The following is a 17,041-nucleotide window of genomic DNA, read 5'->3' on the forward strand; positions in this document are numbered from 1 at the left end:
TGCCATCCGGTCGCACCAAGAGTTCGCCTGCCATCTCGCGCACGCCCGCCAGGTAATAGCGGCCGGTCACTTTGGCCTGCAGCGCAAGGTCGGCGACCTTGTCTTTTTGCGGAGCCGGCTTCTCGGCGGGGGCGGCCCGCTTTCAGCCGGCCTTGGCCACAAGCCCGCCAGCGCTTCATTCCTGCTCGCATCAATGGCTTCCCAGGTCGCCTCGCTGAAGAATTCACGTCCCGAGCCGAGCTGCGGCAAGCGTTCCACGAGGAGCTGCCCCGTCACCCCGTCCAGCAGCATGTTGCGCGCTTCGAACAGGTGCAGCGCAAACCTCTCCTGGGAACCCTCGCAGGAGCTGTCGCTGCCGAAGCGGTTTCCTTGAAATTAGGGGATGCCTTGCGTTTTAGCCGTCCATGGCTGACAGGTTTTGATCTGAACAAACTGACGACAGGCAGCAGCAAGTAACTGGAGTTGCACTCCGGTGTCATCAACGCTGTATGCGAGCAGTTCGCCAAGTCCAGAGTGCAGCACCATAGGCCTCACCTGCGCTACCGAGGCCGCAAATCGTTGGGCTGGGTGCCGTTCAAAGGTCGCGACCTGCATCGGGAAGGTAACGCGTTTCGCTTTGCCGGCAATACCTTTCGGGTGTTTTACTCGTGCCCGCTGCCGGAAGGGAAGATCAAGGACGGCACCTTGCTTGAAAAATCTGGCCACTTTGTCCGAAGGCGAAAAGATTCCGGCGCCCTGTTTTTACCGCGCCGCGTGAAGGCTATTCAGGCGCGTACGGCCCGGCGCCGGCTGGATTTCCTTCCCAAGCGGTCGGCCGAGATCGTCCGCATCTTTGACCATATCGCAGTTGGCAACGTCAATGCCAGCGGACTCGCCCAGACCAGCCTGGCGAAGTCCGTGCTTGATGCACCTCCGAGCTGTTGCATTGTTGTCCTGGACATAACGTGCACGCATTGTTATTCGGTTATGATCGAAATCACTCGCCAAGGAGGAACACGATGAACGCATGGGCCATGTCGTTGAAGCTGTTCGCTTATCTGGTGGCACTCCTGGTTGCTGCCGCCATCGCCTACTCGGCGGTCACGGCCTTGCGCTACTGGCCAGCGATTTCCGTCTAGGAGTCCGCCGTGAACAAACGACAAGCCCGCCTGTTCGCGATTGCCTCTACCGCTGTCGCCACCGTTGCCTTCTTCGGGCTGACTCTCGACAGCCATCGCCAGTTTGGCCGGTTGACCAATGCCAGCGCGATTACCGACCAGGTGACCCGCGGCAAAGACGTCTGGCATGACAATAACTGCATCAACTGCCACACCCTGTTCGGCGAGGGCGCCTATTACGCTCCCGACCTGACCAAGATCACGCAGTTGCGCGGCGAGGCTTACCTTCGCGCCTACCTCAAAGACCCCGCCAAATTCTACGACGAAAACAGGCACCGCCGCCTGATGCCGCGACAGGACCTGAGCGACGGCGACATCGGCGACCTGATTGCGTTCCTGGACTGGGTATCGAAGGTCGACAACCAGGGTTGGCCGCCCCGGCCGCTGCTGGTGACCGGCGCCACCTTTCCCGGCACCGACAGCAGCGCAGGCAAGCCGCCCGATGCAGGCAGCGTGGCGGCGCCGGCGGCGCGCCCGACTTCCGCCGCGGATGATCCGATCGCTTTGGGTGAAGCCGTGTTCCGCACGGCCGTTCCGGCATGCACCGCCTGCCATTCAACCGCACCAGGCGTGAACATGGCAGGTCCATCCCTGGCCGGCCTGGCGGGACGCACCCAGGTGCTGCTTGCCGGGAGCGAATACCACGGCGGTGCCCGGGATGTCGCGGCGTACATCCGTGAATCGGTGCTCACGCCCAGCGTCCACATTGTGCCAGGCGCAATGTATTCGGCGGATGGCAAGTCGTTCATGCCAGCCACTTACCCTGCTTCGCTCAAGCCGGAACAGGTGGAGCACCTTGTAGCATACCTGTCGACACTGAAGTGAGCGGGCAGTTCCCTTTACAGCGGAGCGAATCTGATGAAATACAAATCACAGGCAGTAGCCTACTGGTACTTTGCGGTGGCGATCTCCTTGTTCGGCTTGCAGCTGGTTTTCGGTTTGCTCTCCGCGACGAAATACCTCGGGCCCGATCCGCTGCTGTATATCCTGCCGTTCGACGTTAGCGAGGTCATTCATACCAACTTGCTGGTTGTCTGGGTGCTCTGTGGCTTCATGGGCGCGACTTACTGGATGGTTCCGGACGAATCACGGGTGGAACTGCATAGTACCCGGCTGGCCTATGCCCAGCTGGTGCTGTGGGTGCTGATGGGCGTGACGGCAATCATCGGTTATCTTTTCCGCTGGGGCACCGGCAACAAGCTGCTCGAGCAGCCCTTGCCGCACAAGATCGCCATTGTCCTTGTCATGCTGATGTTCCTCTATAACGTGGGCATGACCATCAGGAAGTCCGGCCGCCTGACCACCAGCGAAGGCGTCCTGCTGGGCGGCCTGGGCCTGGCGGCCGTGCTCTACCTGCCCGCCTTGCTGCATTTCGAGAATTACACGGTATCGATCTTCTACCGCTGGTGGACCATCCACCTGTGGGTGGAGGGCGTATGGGAGATGATACAGGGCGGCTTCCTTGCCTACCTGCTGATTCGCCTTTCCGGAGCAGACCGCGAAGTCATGGAGAAATGGCTCTACGTTATCGTTGGCCTGGTGTTCATCGCCGGCATTCTTGGCACCGCGCACCATTACTATTGGGTCGGCGTGCCAAGCTACTGGCTGCCCATCGGCGGCATCTTCAGCGCCCTCGAACCGGTGGCGCTGGTCGGCATGGCCGTGTACGCGTATTCGACTATCCGCCGTGCCGGCGCGTCCCACCCCAACAAGCTGGCATTGCACTGGACCGTGGGCAGCGCCGTATTCACCCTGTTCGGCGCCGGCCTGCTCGGCCTCGCGCACACCTTCCCTGCTGTGAACAAATGGACCCACGGCACCCTGATCACCGCGATGCACGGTCATGCGGCTTTTTACGGTGCCTATGCCATGATCGTCATGGCAATGATCTCGTTCTCGCTGCCAAGCCTGACGCGCCGCCCAGAAGAAGGAAGCCCGCTTGGCTATTGGGCATTCTGGCTGCAGGTCGTGGGCATGTTCGGCATGACGCTCTCGTTCGCAACTGCCGGCATCGGCCAGGTCTACCTGGAACGGATCATGGGACTGGGCTTCCTCGACGCGCAGTTGAAGATCCAGGTGCACTTCCTGATGCTGGTTGCGACGGCCTCCCTGTTTGCCTCAGGCGTGATCCTGTTCATCGTCGACTTCTTCCGCTACGGCCCGCGTACCGAAACCAACGACAGCACGGAGGCACTGGCCCATGCAGCGCGAGCCTGACGCAGCCTACGCGGCGCTGCCCGCCCAGCCATACTACCTGGCGCAGAGCGGTGAGGTGGCGCTCTTCGAACAGTGCCATGCGCGCCAGCTGGCAGTCATGCTCAAGGGTCCGACAGGCTGCGGCAAGACGCGCTTTGTCGAGTACATGGCCTGGAAGCTGGGCCGGCCGCTGGTCACCATCTCCTGCCATGACGACCTCACCACCCCCGACCTGGTGGGCCGCTACCTGATCGAAGCCGGCAGCACGGTCTGGCAGGATGGCCCGCTCACGCGCGCCGTGCGCAGTGGCGCCATCTGTTACCTTGATGAAGTGGTCGAGGCGCGCCAGGACACAGTCGTCGTGCTCCATCCGCTGACTGACCACCGCCGCATCCTGCCGCTCGACAAGACCGGGGAGCTCATCGAAGCAGCGCCGGGCTTCCAGCTGGTCATCTCTTACAACCCCGGCTACCAGCGCATGCTGAAAGACCTGAAGCCCAGCACGCGCCAACGCTTCGTCGCGCTCGACTTCGACTTTCCCCTTCCGGAACGCGAAATGGCAATCGTCGCCCATGAAGGAGGTGTCGACCGGGCCATGGCCCATGAACTGGTGCAATTGGGGGGCAGGTTACGGCAATTGCGGGAGCGCGGACTGGCCGAAGTGCCCAGTACCCGTGTACTGGTCGCTGCCGCTCGCCTGGTCGCCAGCGGCATCGCGCCTCGCCAGGCCTGCTATGCGGCGATCGTTGCGCCGCTGTCGGACGACAGCGCCCTGACCGGGGCCATGGGCGATCTGATACAAGCGAGTTTCCTGTAGCGCGATGGCCGAAGCCGAGGACGTCATCACCGATACGGCACGCTTTGCCTTCGATTATGTGCAGCGTGTGCGCGAGCGCAAGCGCTTGAACGGTGGTGAACCGGCCCATTCGCTGAAGCGGGCCGCCCAACGGCTCGACTTGCTGGCCGCCGCGGCATTTGGCCGCAGCTTCCCCATCCATGCGGCGCAAGCGCCCTTGCCGCGTACCTTGCTCGAACGCCTGCTGCAGCGCGGGCAAGCGCCGGCAAGCGGCGGCCCAGTGCCGGCGACGGATGGCCATACGATCTGGCTCCCTTCGCTCGCCCACCTTGAACCGGATGCGGCGTTCGAGCGCTATCGCGCGCTGGTCATGCTGCAAGCCATGCGTGCGCATCGTGGCGCACCGGCATTCGCAACCCGGCCGGGCCCCGCAGGTGCGCTGTTCCATGTTTGCGAAGCCTGGGCCTCCGAAGCCATGCTCCTGCGCCGCTTTCCAGGATTGCGGCATGAACTGGCGGCCATTCGCGCCGAGGCACTGGCTGCGCGCCCCGATCCCGCACGCCTGCACGGAACCGTGGCAGGAATCGAACAGGCGGCGCAGCGCGCACTGCGCGGCCATCCTCCCATCGTTGCAATGTCAACCGAGCTGGAAGCGCTTTCCTGCGAGGCCCTGTACCGGCAGGCAGAATGCGAGGCCCGTCTGCACGCCCCGTGCAGGGGCGAACTCCTGCAAAAAGACCTTTGGCTTGGCGAGTTCAGGAAAGTCGACGCGGCGCCGGCGCCGCTGCCTGCTGGCCCCAGCTGCCAGCCCGTTACCAACAGCAGGCCGCGCAGCGCACGGCTGGCAAGGCGTCCGGATGTGAGGCCAGCCCGCGAGGGCGAAGATGAGCAGGCTGTCCCTGGGGCATTTATCCTCCAGACCGCACAGCCGCAAGAAAAGGCGGAAGACCCATTGGGACTGCAGCGCCCCTCGGACCGTGACCATTCCACGCCGGCGGGCGACTTTGGCGATGCCCTGTCCGAATTGCCCGAAGCAAGACTGGTCTCGACGCCCGGTGCGCCCGCCGAAGTCCTTGTGAGTGATGAACCGATTTCAGGGACCAATGCAGGGCAAGCGGCCCGCAACTGCGGCCGGCAGGCACTGCTCCTTCATTATCCGGAATGGGACTACCGCAGCCAGGATTATGCCTCGGCAGGCTGCACGGTATATTCAATGCAGGCTGAAGCGGGCGATGCCGCGGTGGCAGAAAGCATCTTGCGAAAGCACGCGGCAACGCTCGACGCAGTTTGCCGCGGCTTCCAGCTGCTGCGCTCCAGGCGCGTGCGCAAACGGCACCAGCTCGACGGCGACGCAATCGACATTGACGCCTGGGTGGATGCGGAATGCGAGTGGCGCGCCGGCGGCGCACCCGCAGGACATGTGTTTGAAACCCAGCGGCAGGAGCGGCGCGACCTCGCCGTTCTCATACTGGTTGATGTCAGCGGATCGACCGACAGCTGGATCAGCGGCCAGCGCCGCGTTATCGACGTCGAACGCGAAGCCCTGCTGCTTGTCAGCCATGCGCTAGATGCCCTCGGCGAACCATTCAGCATCCAGGCTTTTAGCGGCGAAAGCCGGGATGGAGTGGTCGTGCGCGAGATAAAGGCCTTCAACGAGTCGTTCGGTCAGCCGGTGTCCCTGCGCATCGCCGGCATCGAGCCCGATCGTTACACCCGGACCGGCAGCGCCCTCCGCCATGCGACAGCCTGCCTTGCCGCCGAACCGGCCAGGCACCGGCTTCTGCTCCTGTTGACGGACGGCAAACCCAACGACGTCGATCTTTATGAAGGCAAGTATGGCCTGCACGATACGCGGCAAGCCATCATCGAAGCCCGGCAAACCGGCATTTCGCCGATCTGCCTGGCGATCGACCACCAGGCGCCGCACTATCTTGGACAAGTCTTTGGCAAACACCAGTTTGCGATCTTGCCGCGTACCGAACTGCTGCCCGGCGTGCTGCTGGCGTGGCTGCGCAAAATGCTTGCCTGACCGACCTGGCAGGCGCTTAGTAGGCGACGCTGAAACGCATGCCCGAATGGGGCGCTGATGACCGCCTCATGCCCGGCAAGCTGTCCGGCCAGATTCTGCTGGTCGTTCATGCTGCAGGGCTCCGGGATCATGCGCATGCCCGGACCGGATGCCACGCCGCTGATCGAAGCCGGACTCGCCGTGATGGTGTATGCTGCCGGCATGACTCAAGACACCGATATCCAGCTCAGCGGCCCCTTCAAGGCCATGGACGGCAGCGGCCGCGCCATTGACATCAAATCCCTCCGCATTTTCGACGAGGGCTACGGCGTGGTCGACCTATATGTCGACCTGGCCGCCCCGGCCACCGACGGCTTGCACAAGGATCATAAATTGATCGCCGAGATTGGCGCGCGCCTGCGCGCCATCGGCTATAACGGCCCCGACCTGAAGCCAGGCGATCCGGTGATCCAGGAAAAGCGCCTGATCGTGCTCGACACGCCGGACGAATTCCTGCCCTTCGCCGTGCGCAAGGGTTTCAAGGACCTCAGCTCGGAATTCGACGAGCAGTAAGCCGGCTGCCTAGTCCCAGGCGCGCGCCTGAGAACGATAGGCCGTCCACGTAAAACCGAAACCAAGCGACAGCCCGCTGTTCTTGCGGAACAGCGGGCTGTCGCGGTTGGCAGCATGCGTGTAGTTGTCGTAGCGGGTAAAGCCGAACACGCGCCAATCCGGGCCCAGGGAATGCGACAGGCTCGCACCCAGGCGCGTCATCATCAGTCCACTCCCGGCTTGATAGGCTGGACGGGTGGCGTTCGCATATTGTGGCGCGACCTCGTAAAAATACTGGTTCAGGCGAGCATTGCCAAACACCGCGCCGATATTGGCGTCGGCCTGCCATTGCCGGTTGCTGCCGCTGGTTTCGAACACGACGCGCGGCTCAAAGACCAGGCCCTGGCGGCGAAAACCGTTCCCCACTTCAAGCGGCACCCGCAAAGGAAGCTCCAGCCTTACCCGATTGGGGGCCGAAGGCTCCGACAGCAACACTTTCAGGCGCGGACCGAATTCCAGCAAGGAATTCAGATCCGGCATGCCGGCGCGGGCCGGCACGTCGTCCGAACGCGCCGGCAGCGACATCTGGAAACCAAGGTCCAGGTCCACGCGCTCCGTGTCGAACAGGCGCGCGCTTACGCCGGAACGATCCGCACGCAAGATTTTGCCGCGATAAATCACCATTGGCAGCACCAGCCCGCGCATGGAGCGTTCGGAAGAACCCGGGTAAGCCGGCGTGGAAGCCGCGCCGCCGAACAGGCCGACTTCCCATAGCGGCAAATCCGGAGCCGGCGTGGGCGCCGCGCTGGCCGGCAATGCCAGTACCGACATACCGATGCCAGCCCACATTCCCTTCTTCATATTCATGCTCCGCAAAAAGTCGTTGATGATACAGCCAAAGACACGGGGCATCCATGCCATAATTTCATTTTTTATAATACGCGAGTGCCATGAAGCCCATTCACGTCTTGCCTATCTTGCTGCTGCTTGCATCATGCGGCCAGCAAGCCCCGTCAGCATCTCCATCCAACGGAAACACCATGACTTGCGTGGCCGGCGGCCTCAAACTGGCCGGCACCGGCGAACCGGAGGTTGGGGTCGGCAGTTTCGGCATCCAGGGCGATACCATCGGCGGCTTCGGGCTCGGACTGACCGTTGAGCATGGAGGCAAGGTGCATGAGGTTTCCAGTTCGCTGATGTCCTTGCCGATGCAGAGCGGCACTTATCACTTTCCCTCGCTCTCGGAGCCGGGCATGACCCTGGCTTCCTACAAGGTCAGGACCAGGGCCCGTGATCTCATCAGGGATTACAACGGTGGCATCTTTAGCCAGCAGTTCTCGCCCATCGAGAACGACCCGGAAGCGAAGCTTAAGCTTCAAGTGGACAAGATGCTTGTCTCGGAAGCGCCGCTGCCTGGATTCAAGCGTATCCACGCCGTCGGCCGGTTCCAGTTCAACGCAGCGGCGCTGCCCGGGCCGGAGCCCAGCGACGCTTGCGTGCGCGATGGCATCGTCCGTTCGATCAAGGGCGCCAACGCCGGCAAGCGCCAGCTGCCGCTGTTCGACGCCGCACTGTGCGGCGCGGAAAAGATGCACGTCCAGTGTGATTTCGATGTTGTGGTGGACCTGGCCAAAGTGCAGTAGCCAGCGGCGATGCCATGCCATCGATGCTGGTGGCGCGGCGTCGGTAACAATTGCTTACCGGCGATACATTTTTTGCGTCACCGTGTTTTCATCCTGAGCCGTTTTCCAGGCAAGCGCCAACGATGGCGAGTTCAGGAGAAAACAACATGGAAAACAGCCCACGCACCAAACTTCACCCGATGATTGTCGCCGCAGCCGCTTCGGTGGCACTGGTAAGCCTGGTGGGAGCCGCATCAATCGCAGGTCTCTTGCCAAACTCGCAAGCGACCACGATGCCAAGCGCCGCAGCCGCACCGATCGCCGCTGCGGCGCCTGCGACAGTAGCGGCGCCTGCGCCTGAACCGGAAGTACGCAAAGTCGTGGAGCACAAAACCGTGGTGCACCACACGTATGCGCCGCCCGCACGTATCGCGGCAACGGAACCGCAAACGGCCTCGCCTTCCGCAGTTCGTACACCTGCACCAGCGCCGGCACCGGCACCGGCACCGCAGAATAGTGCGCTTGGCATCGGCATCGGCGCGGTGGTGGGCGGCTTGATCGGCAACCAGGTAGGCGGCGGCAACGGCCGCAAGCTGGCTACCATCGCCGGCGCGGTTGGTGGCGGCTATATTGGCAACGAAATCGCCAAGCGCAACGAGCAGCAAACGCAGCCACAAACGCAACAGTAACGCCGGCTTCACGGCGCAGGCCTTCGCCGGCCTGCACCGTGCCAGCTGCGTCAAATATGCAGCGCATGCCCCAGGGCCCGCAACGCAGCCTCCTGAATCGCCTCGCCCAAAGTTGGATGCGCATGGATCGTGCCCGCCACATCTTCAAGCGTCGCGCCCATCTCGATGGACTGGGCGAAGGCGGCGGACAACTCGGATACCGCCTTGCCGACCGCCTGCCAGCCTACGACCAGGTGATTATCCCTGCGCGCCACCACCCGCACAAAGCCGTCCTTTGATTCCAGCGACATGGCGCGCCCATTGGCGGCGAAAGGGAACAAGGCTTCGATGCAATCGATGCCCTGCGCCCGTGCCTGCTGGGGAGTGGCGCCGACCACCACGACTTCCGGATCGGTAAAGCACACCGCCGCAATCGCCGCCGGGCTGAAATGGCGGCGCTTGCCGCTGATGATCTCGGCGACCATCTCGCCCTGCGCCATGGCACGGTGCGCCAGCATCGGTTCACCGGTCACGTCGCCGATAGCCCAGACGCCGCGCATCGAAGTGCGGCACTGGTCGTCGACCTTGATGAAGTGCCCATCCATGTCGATGCGCAGCTTTTCCAGGCCGAAGCCGCGGGTGTTCGGGCGTCGGCCAACGGCAACCAGCACCTGGTCCGCGGCAAGGACCGATTCCTCCCCAGCGGCATTCCGGATGCGTACCGCATTACCCTCCCCGCCCAGGCCGAGCACCGAGCTGCCCAGGTGGGTTTCAACGCCCAGGCCCTTGAGCGCGATCGCTACCGGCCGGCTCAACTCGGCATCGTAGGCAGGAAGGATGCGCTCCTGCGCCTCCACCACGTAGACCTGCGCCCCCAGCTTGGCATAGGCGATGCCCAATTCAAGGCCGATATATCCCGCCCCTACCACCACCAGCCTGCCCGGCACGGTCTTGGGCGACAGCGCTTCCGTCGCACTGATCACCGGCCCGCCGAACGGCATGAAGGGCAATTCGGTAGCGTGCGAACCGGTGGCCAGCAGCAAATGCTCGCAGCCGATGCGCTGTGGAGTTTCGCCGTCGCGAATCACTTCGACGGTCTTGCCATCGACGATATTGGCCCAGCCCTTGACGACACGCACGCCGCTCTTTTTCAGCAGCGCCGCCACGCCGCCGGTCAGGCGCCCGACGATGCCGTCTTTCCAAAGCACGGTCTGGCCGATGTCGATGCGCGGCGCCTGCACCGAAATGCCAAGCGCCGAGCCGCTTGCGTAATGACTGGCCTTTTCAAACTCTTCCGCCGCATGGATCAGCGCCTTGGAGGGGATGCAGCCGACGTTCAGGCAGGTGCCGCCCAGTTCACCGGCTTCGACCAGGGTGGTGGGAATGCCAAGCTGGCCGGCGCGAATGGCCGCGATATAACCGCCAGGACCGCCGCCGATCACCAGCAGCGTAGTGGTGTGTTGATTCATCGATTACTCCACAAAGAGCATCGCTGGACATTCCAGCAAGGCGCGGATGGCTTGTACAAACTGGGCTGCGTGCATGCCGTCCACCACGCGGTGGTCGAACGAGGACGACAGGTTCATCATCTTGCGCACCACCAGCCCGCCCTGGCGCACCATGGGCCGCTCCACGATCTTGTTGACGCCGATGATTGCCACTTCCGGATGGTTGATCACCGGCGTAGTGACGATGCCGCCCAGGGCGCCCAGGCTGGAAATGGTGATCGTCGAACCGGACAACTCGTCGCGCGTAGCCTTGCCGGTGCGCGCGGCATCGGCAAGGCGTGCGATCTCGGCGGCGCACGACCACATATCGCGCGCTTCCGCATGGCGCATGACCGACACCATCAGGCCGGCATCGGTCTGGGTGGCGACGCCAAGATGGACGGGGCCGTACTGGGTAACGACGCCGGCATCGTCATCGAAACGGGCGTTCATCTGCGGGAACTGGCGCAAGGCGACCACCAGGGCGCGAGCCAGCAAGGGCAGCACGGTCAGCTTGCCGCGCCCCTTGCCCCATTGCTCGTTCAGGCGCACGCGCAGGGCCTCAAGCTCGGTGACGTCGATCTCCTCGACGTAGGAAAAGTGCGGGATGCGGCGCTTAGATTCCTGCATTTTCTGCGCGATCTTGCGGCGCAGGCCGATCAGCGGAATTGCCTGCTCCCCGTGAACCTCACGGTAGCCGGCCGGGCTTGCGGACGGCGCCCCTCGCACACCGCGCTCGGCGTAGGAATCGAGGTCGGCACGCAGGATGCGGCCGGCCGGACCGCTGCCGTGCACGAACTGCAGCTCGACACCCATGTCCCAGGCGCGCTTGCGCACAGCCGGAGAAGCTAGCGGACGTTCGCCGGGCTCGCGGGCCACGCGGGCCGCAGCCTGCACCGGCTGGCCCATCGTCGTGGCCGCAGGCTTTGCGGGCGAGGCAACGGACGGCGCTGCCGGAGCAGGCGGCGCAGCTGGCGCCACGGCGGGCACGGCCGCAGGCGCCGGCATCGCCGCAGCAGCTGCCGCGCCGGCCTGCGGCTTCAGATTGCCAGCCCCCTCCACTTCAATATGAATCAGGTCCGCCCCCACAGCCATCACCTGCCCCGCCGCGCAGCCAAGCATGGCGACCGTGCCGTGCACAGGCGACGGAATCTCGATGGTGGCCTTGTCGGTCATGACGTCGGCCAGGATCATGTCTTCCGTAACGGCGTCGCCCACCTTGACATGCCACATGACCAGTTCAACCTCTGCAATGCCCTCGCCAATATCAGGCATCTTGATGACGTGAATACCCATCGTTATGCCTCCACCGTACGTTTGAACGCCGCGCCGACGCGCGCCGGCCCAGGGAAATACGCCCATTCCTGCGCGTGAGGGTAAGGCGTATCCCACCCGGTCACACGTTCAATCGGCGCTTCCAGATGGTAGAAGCAATGTTCCTGCACCAGCGAGACCAATTCGGCGCCGAAGCCGCAGGTGCGCGTGGCCTCGTGCACGACCACGCAACGGCCGGTTTTCCTGACCGACTCGACGATCGTCTCGAGGTCCAGCGGCCACAAGCTGCGCAGATCGATGATCTCGGCGTCGATGCCGGTCTCGCGTGCCGCCGCCTCGCATACCCACACCATGGTGCCGTAGGCGAGCACCGTCAGTTGCTTGCCCGGCCGGAAAACTGCCGCCTTGTCCAGCGGGACAGTGTAATAGCCTTCCGGTACTTCCCCCAGCGGGTTCTGCGACCATGGCACCACGGGCTTGTCGTGGTGGCCGTCGAACGGCCCGTTGTACAAGCGCTTCGGCTCGAGGAAGATCACCGGATCGTCGTTCTCGATCGAGGAAATCAGCAAGCCCTTGGCGTCGTAGGGATTCGACGGCATCACCGTGCGCAGGCCGCATACGTGGGCAAACACGGCCTCCGGGCTTTGGCTGTGGGTCTGGCCGCCGTAGATGCCGCCCCCGCACGGCGTGCGGATCGTGATGGGCGCCGTAAAGTCGCCGGCCGAGCGGAAACGCAAGCGCGCCGCTTCCGACACGATCTGGTCGTAGGCCGGATAGATGTAGTCGGCAAACTGGATCTCGATGCATGGCCGCAGCCCGTATGCTCCCATGCCGATTGCCACGCCGACGATGCCGCCTTCGGAAATCGGCGTATCGAAGACGCGCGATTTGCCATATTTCTTTTGCAGGCCCTCGGTGCAGCGAAATACGCCGCCAAAATAGCCCACGTCCTGGCCGAAGACCACGACGTTTTCGTCCTTCTCCATCATCACATCCATCGCCGACCGCAGCGCCTGGATCATGGTCATGGAAGTTTTCACTGTGTTTTCCGCCATCTCAGATCCCCAGTTGCTGTCGTTGTACGCGCAAGTGTTCCGGCAGCTCCTTATAGATGCCATCGAACATTTCTGCGGGACTGAAGGTATGGCCGCTGGCCATGGTGCCGTATTGTTCCGCCTCCTTCTGCGCGGCCAGTACCTCGGCCTCCAGCAGCTTCTGGGTTTCTTCGTGCTCCTGTTCGGACCAGGCGCCCGCCTTGATCAGGTACTGCTTCAGGCGTGCGATCGGGTCGCCCAGCGGGAAATGCGACCAGTCGTCGCCGGGACGGTACTTGGATGGGTCGTCCGATGTCGAATGCGGGCCGGCGCGGTAGGTGACCCATTCGATCAGGCATGGCCCGAGGTTGCGCCTCGCCCGCTCGGCCGCCCAGCGCGACGCTGCGTACACCGCCAGGAAATCATTGCCGTCGACACGCAACGATGCGATACCGCAGCCGACTCCGCGCGCGGCAAAGGTCGTATCCTCGCCGCCCGCGATGGCCTGGAAGGTCGAGATCGCCCATTGGTTATTGACCACGTTCAGGATCACCGGGGCGCGGTAGACGTGGGCGAAAGTCAGGGCGGTGTCGAAGTCCGCTTCGGCAGTGGCGCCGTCGCCGATCCATGCCGAGGCAATCTTGGTATCGCCCTTGATCGCCGACGCCATGCCCCAGCCTACGGCCTGGATGTACTGCGTCGCCAGGTTGCCGGAAATCGAGAAGAAGCCGGCCTTTTTCACCGAGTACATGACGGGCAACTGGCGTCCCTTGAGCGGGTCGCGTTCGTTTGACATCAGCTGGCAGATCATGTCGACCATCGGATAGTCGCGCACGACGAGGATGCTTTGCTGGCGGTAGGTGGGAAAACACATGTCGTCCACATTGAGCGCCAGCGCCTGCGCGGTGCCGATCGCCTCTTCGCCCAAGCTTTGCATGTAGAACGACATCTTCTTCTGGCGCTGCGCCATCAGCATGCGGCTATCGAAGATGCGCGTCTTCATCATGGCGCGCAATCCTTTGCGCACGACTTCGATATCGATTTGCGGTACCCAGGGCCCCACGGCGGTGCCTTCGGCATCCAGCACGCTGATCAGGGAATACGCAAGATCGCGCGTATCCATTGGGGCTACGTCGACCTCGGGACGGCGCACAGCACCGGCCGGCGACAGCCGGAGATAGGAAAAATCAGTTGCACAGCCTGGACGTCCCGTGGGTTCGGGCACGTGCAGGCGAAGTGGTTCGCCCTTGCTCATTCAGATTCCTTCAATTGCGATGGTGACGCAGGATCATTCCCGGCGGGCCTGCGGCGGGTAGCCTCGGCCGGCCTGGACTGTGGAACCGCCCGCCGCGGATCGCAAAGCGGGCACGAAAAAACATTTCCTTCAAAGCAATGGTAGGTTAGCACGCTTTTTCGTGGCGAAGGGTCACAATTAAAGTTTCATTAATAAATCGCCGTTAAGGGTAAATGAGCCTGATCTCCTCCCTCTCCAACTGGCAACCGGCGGCCCGCTATGCCGTGCCCGCCCCTGCACGGAAGGCCGATCCTCTCCTGGCCAGGCTGGACGCGGCGGCCGCTCCACAAGCTTCCACCATCGTGACGCTGAGCCCGGAAGCGATCGCCGCGGCCTCCGCGCCCGTTCCGACCAGCTTGCGCTACCAGGACCTCGGAGCGGACATGCTCAAGCAGCTCGGCGCCGGCTCGGTCATACCGCTGGACCATGCCAGGCTGCCGGACAGGATCGACAACAAATTCACGCTGGGCATCACCACGCGCAGCGGGACCCAGGTCGAGCTCACGCTGGCCGATGTCGATGACGAAATGATCTACCAGGTCAGCTCGAGCGCCAGGCTCGATGATGATGAGCGTAAAGCCCTGTCCACGCTGGCAGCGGGCTTCCAGGCTGCTATCGATGGGATGGCGAGAGCGGCCCCCCAGGTCCGGCTAAGCGGCCTGACAAAGTTCGACAGCAAGCTTGTGCAGTCGATCGATTTCCATGCCGAAGTGTCTGGTCCTGGGCCTGCGCCGCAGGCGTTAAATTTCCACATTGACGACGCGGTGCGCAAGGCACGCATCAACGGGCCTGATGGCCAGGCTGAAGTCAACGTGGACACCAGCACCCTGGAACACCTGGGCACCAGGAAACAGCAGGCAAAAGCCATCAACAACTACCTGGCGCAATTCGACCAGGCGCTCGCACGCGGACACGGCGACAAGAAGTTGATGTCCATGTTCAAAGATGCCTTCTCGGATATGAATCGAACGGCCGCCGCCGAAGAGACTGACGACTTCCTGCGCGGGCCATCGAAGTGGCAGCTGAATTCGGACGACCGTTCCGCGCTGACAGGTCTTTCCGATTTCAGCGCCTCCCTGACCCAGACGCCCAAGTCCAGCAATCCGCTCAAGGCATGGGAACAGGACACTTTCTCCTATGCGGTATCGCAAGCGACCAAACTGGAGGGGACAAGCCGCGACGACCGCAAGATCGGCCAGGACCAGCAATCGCGCCTGAGTGCCCAATACCACACCGACATCGGCAAATCCAGTCCGCCATGGTTCGACGGGACCCTGCAGACCCAGAACTACCAATACCACCAGGTCGACGATAGCGCGCGCAGCAATGTCTCGCTCGAATACCGGCTGGGCAAGCTGAAAAAAGCAAGCCTGGAACAGATCGCCAGCCAGTCGGAGCAAGTAAAGACGATCATCCTGGGCAAGCTGAAGTCGGACAAATCCATTCCGAGCCAGCAGTCGCTCGCGCGCGACCTGCTCCCCTCGCTCATCTCATATGAACACATCAAAGGTGCCGATAACCTGAACGATCATATCTTCCTGCTTGGTTCGCCCGGCGAAATCGTCGCGCGCAACGAGCAGTTCTAAGTCTCAGGCCACTGGCGGAAAACGGAAGGCGCCGTGATCCGAAGGCAGCACCAGCTGCGCGATTGAAGCGGCGAGCGGCATGCCCCGTTCGCTGTTTGTCAGGACCACAAAGCCATCCTTCGTAGTGGTCGACGCCATGGCAAATGCGCGAAAGCCGGGGTTGTTCCCCCACTGCCAGACATGGCTTCCACCCGCGCCGCGCTCGATACCCCAGCCCAGCCCCCACGCCAGGCCAAGCGGCTTGCTCACGTCGACAGCTGCGGCAAGCGTCATCTGCATCAGCGCATCGTCGGCCAGGAAGGCCGCCATGAAGCGTGCATAGTCCGCTGCCGTGGTGTAAAGGGTGGATGCGGCCAGGGCGTTCCGGAAACGGGCCCGCCGCGAGAGGCCCAGGAACATCTTGCCTGGGACGGCCCGTTCCTCGAACGCCTCGCGCCAGACCAGGCTCGTGTCGCGCATCTCCAGCGGCGCAAACAAGTGCTGGTCGAGATAGGCTGCAAGGCCCGTCCGGGTAATGGCCTCCATGATGCCCTGCAGGAGCACGTAGCCTTCGCCGGAATAATTCCAGCCCTGGCCCGGTTCCGCAACAAAGGCAAGCGGTTTGCTCGACCAATTCGGAAAGCCGGAACTGTGGTTCAGCAACTGGCCCACGGTGACCCGTTCCAGCATTTTCGCCGGGACGAGATCGGAGGAGTCCCGATCCGATCTCCGCAAGGGGTCGTGAAAATGCCGATAGCCATCGCTCAGGTAATGCGACACGGGCGCTGCCAGTTCGAGCTGGCCGGCTTGCGCCATCCGCAGCGCAGCGAAGGCCACCACAGGCTTGGTCAGCGATGCAGCCTGGAAAATCGCGTCTGGCGCCCCCACCACGGCCTGGCTTGCTTGCGGCACCCCGGAGCGCAGCACCGCATAGCTCACGGCACTCGCGTCAAGCCTCTTCGCAAACGCCGGCAGCAAACCGCCACTGACCGGCTCCAGCCCGCTCGCACAGGATGAGAGAAGCGGAAGGCCTGCTCCTGTCAGCAAGAATTTGCGGCGATTCATCATGGCTTTCCACCAGGCGTAAAGTGAGGCGGAAAGTATTGCCCAAGCGACAACCGTTGTAAATTAAGTAAAGCTTAAAGCGGCACACACGGTGCCGGGCGTCGCGCTTGCTGCAATAGCTCCGCACAACATGCCGCCTCGCCCTGTGCGGCAAGCAGCGCCTGCTCATACGCGCGCAACTGGCTCAGCGAAGGGAGCACCCCGCTGCCCTTCACCGCCCTGGCCGCGACTGCCGTGATTTCCGTCATCAGCCGGTTGGTCTTGTCGTGCGCCGCCTTGAGTTCGGCCAGGTGATCCAGCAACGCTTCTCTTGCATCCATAG

15 protein-coding genes and 1 pseudogene are annotated in these 17,041 nt (G+C 63.1%); 9 read left to right on the forward strand and 7 right to left on the reverse strand.

Annotated features, from left to right (window positions below):
- Positions 1–384: 384 nt before the first annotated feature.
- From ACN9MZ_RS16945 to ACN9MZ_RS16970, 6 genes and pseudogenes are all read left to right on the forward strand, one after another.
- Positions 385–909, forward strand: a pseudogene (locus ACN9MZ_RS16945) (RNA-guided endonuclease InsQ/TnpB family protein); the annotation flags it as partial.
- A 218-nt stretch (positions 910–1,127) separates the two neighbouring features.
- Positions 1,128–1,982, forward strand: coding sequence for a c-type cytochrome (locus ACN9MZ_RS16950; RefSeq protein WP_426338148.1), 855 nt, complete (start codon positions 1,128–1,130; stop codon positions 1,980–1,982).
- Between the two features lie 33 nt (positions 1,983–2,015).
- Complete coding sequence (locus ACN9MZ_RS16955) at positions 2,016–3,374, forward strand: cbb3-type cytochrome c oxidase subunit I (RefSeq protein WP_426338149.1); 1,359 nt, start codon at positions 2,016–2,018, stop codon at positions 3,372–3,374.
- The gene (locus tag ACN9MZ_RS16960; RefSeq protein ID WP_426338150.1) at positions 3,358–4,170 is read left to right on the forward strand and encodes a CbbQ/NirQ/NorQ/GpvN family protein; all 813 of its coding nucleotides are present in this window, start codon (positions 3,358–3,360) and stop codon (positions 4,168–4,170) included. The genes ACN9MZ_RS16955 and ACN9MZ_RS16960 overlap by 17 nt, the downstream gene beginning before the upstream one ends.
- Positions 4,171–4,174: 4 nt before the next feature.
- The gene (locus ACN9MZ_RS16965) at positions 4,175–6,178 is read left to right on the forward strand and encodes a nitric oxide reductase activation protein NorD (RefSeq protein ID WP_426338151.1); all 2,004 of its coding nucleotides are present in this window, start codon (positions 4,175–4,177) and stop codon (positions 6,176–6,178) included.
- A gap of 57 nt (positions 6,179–6,235) precedes the next feature.
- Positions 6,236–6,730: a hypothetical protein gene (locus ACN9MZ_RS16970; RefSeq protein WP_426338152.1), complete on the forward strand. Its 495-nt coding sequence runs from the start codon at positions 6,236–6,238 to the stop codon at positions 6,728–6,730.
- Positions 6,731–6,739: 9 nt separating this feature from the next.
- On the opposite strand, the gene ACN9MZ_RS16975 is transcribed toward ACN9MZ_RS16970, so the two are convergent.
- Positions 6,740–7,570, reverse strand: a complete 831-nt coding sequence (locus tag ACN9MZ_RS16975) for a MipA/OmpV family protein (RefSeq protein WP_426338153.1) — start codon at positions 7,568–7,570, stop codon at positions 6,740–6,742.
- An 89-nt stretch (positions 7,571–7,659) separates the two neighbouring features.
- Here ACN9MZ_RS16975 and ACN9MZ_RS16980 point away from each other — a divergent pair, with 89 nt between their 5' ends.
- Both ACN9MZ_RS16980 and ACN9MZ_RS16985 read left to right on the forward strand, forming a co-directional pair.
- Positions 7,660–8,352: a hypothetical protein gene (locus tag ACN9MZ_RS16980; protein ID WP_426338154.1), complete on the forward strand. Its 693-nt coding sequence runs from the start codon at positions 7,660–7,662 to the stop codon at positions 8,350–8,352.
- A 146-nt stretch (positions 8,353–8,498) separates the two neighbouring features.
- Positions 8,499–9,020, forward strand: coding sequence for a glycine zipper 2TM domain-containing protein (locus ACN9MZ_RS16985; protein ID WP_426338155.1), 522 nt, complete (start codon positions 8,499–8,501; stop codon positions 9,018–9,020).
- Positions 9,021–9,070: 50 nt separating this feature from the next.
- On the opposite strand, the gene lpdA is transcribed toward ACN9MZ_RS16985, so the two are convergent.
- Genes lpdA through ACN9MZ_RS17005 form a run of 4 tightly spaced genes read right to left on the reverse strand, consistent with a single transcriptional unit; the run spans position 9,071 to position 14,050 of the window.
- Positions 9,071–10,468 carry a dihydrolipoyl dehydrogenase gene (gene lpdA, locus ACN9MZ_RS16990; protein WP_426338156.1) on the reverse strand — a complete coding sequence of 466 codons (1,398 nt, stop codon included), beginning with the start codon at positions 10,466–10,468 and terminating at the stop codon, positions 9,071–9,073.
- A gap of 3 nt (positions 10,469–10,471) precedes the next feature.
- Complete coding sequence (locus tag ACN9MZ_RS16995; protein WP_426338157.1) at positions 10,472–11,782, reverse strand: dihydrolipoamide acetyltransferase family protein; 1,311 nt, start codon at positions 11,780–11,782, stop codon at positions 10,472–10,474.
- 2 nt (positions 11,783–11,784) lie between these two features.
- Positions 11,785–12,789, reverse strand: a complete 1,005-nt coding sequence (locus ACN9MZ_RS17000; protein WP_426342917.1) for an alpha-ketoacid dehydrogenase subunit beta — start codon at positions 12,787–12,789, stop codon at positions 11,785–11,787.
- Between the two features lie 28 nt (positions 12,790–12,817).
- Positions 12,818–14,050, reverse strand: a complete 1,233-nt coding sequence (locus ACN9MZ_RS17005; RefSeq protein WP_426338158.1) for a 3-methyl-2-oxobutanoate dehydrogenase (2-methylpropanoyl-transferring) subunit alpha — start codon at positions 14,048–14,050, stop codon at positions 12,818–12,820.
- Positions 14,051–14,262: 212 nt separating this feature from the next.
- On the opposite strand from ACN9MZ_RS17005, the gene ACN9MZ_RS17010 reads away from it, so the two are divergent.
- Positions 14,263–15,675, forward strand: coding sequence for a hypothetical protein (locus ACN9MZ_RS17010; protein ID WP_426338159.1), 1,413 nt, complete (start codon positions 14,263–14,265; stop codon positions 15,673–15,675).
- A 3-nt stretch (positions 15,676–15,678) separates the two neighbouring features.
- Here ACN9MZ_RS17010 and ACN9MZ_RS17015 read toward each other — a convergent pair whose 3' ends face one another.
- Together ACN9MZ_RS17015 and ACN9MZ_RS17020 are read right to left on the reverse strand one after the other, a co-directional pair.
- Positions 15,679–16,722: a serine hydrolase domain-containing protein gene (locus ACN9MZ_RS17015; RefSeq protein ID WP_426338160.1), complete on the reverse strand. Its 1,044-nt coding sequence runs from the start codon at positions 16,720–16,722 to the stop codon at positions 15,679–15,681.
- A gap of 71 nt (positions 16,723–16,793) precedes the next feature.
- Positions 16,794–17,039, reverse strand: a complete 246-nt coding sequence (locus ACN9MZ_RS17020; protein WP_426338161.1) for a hypothetical protein — start codon at positions 17,037–17,039, stop codon at positions 16,794–16,796.
- Between the last annotated feature and the right edge of the window lie 2 nt (positions 17,040–17,041).

Source organism: Pseudoduganella sp. S-14, assembly GCF_049913285.1.
Taxonomy (GTDB): domain Bacteria; phylum Pseudomonadota; class Gammaproteobacteria; order Burkholderiales; family Burkholderiaceae_D; genus Rugamonas.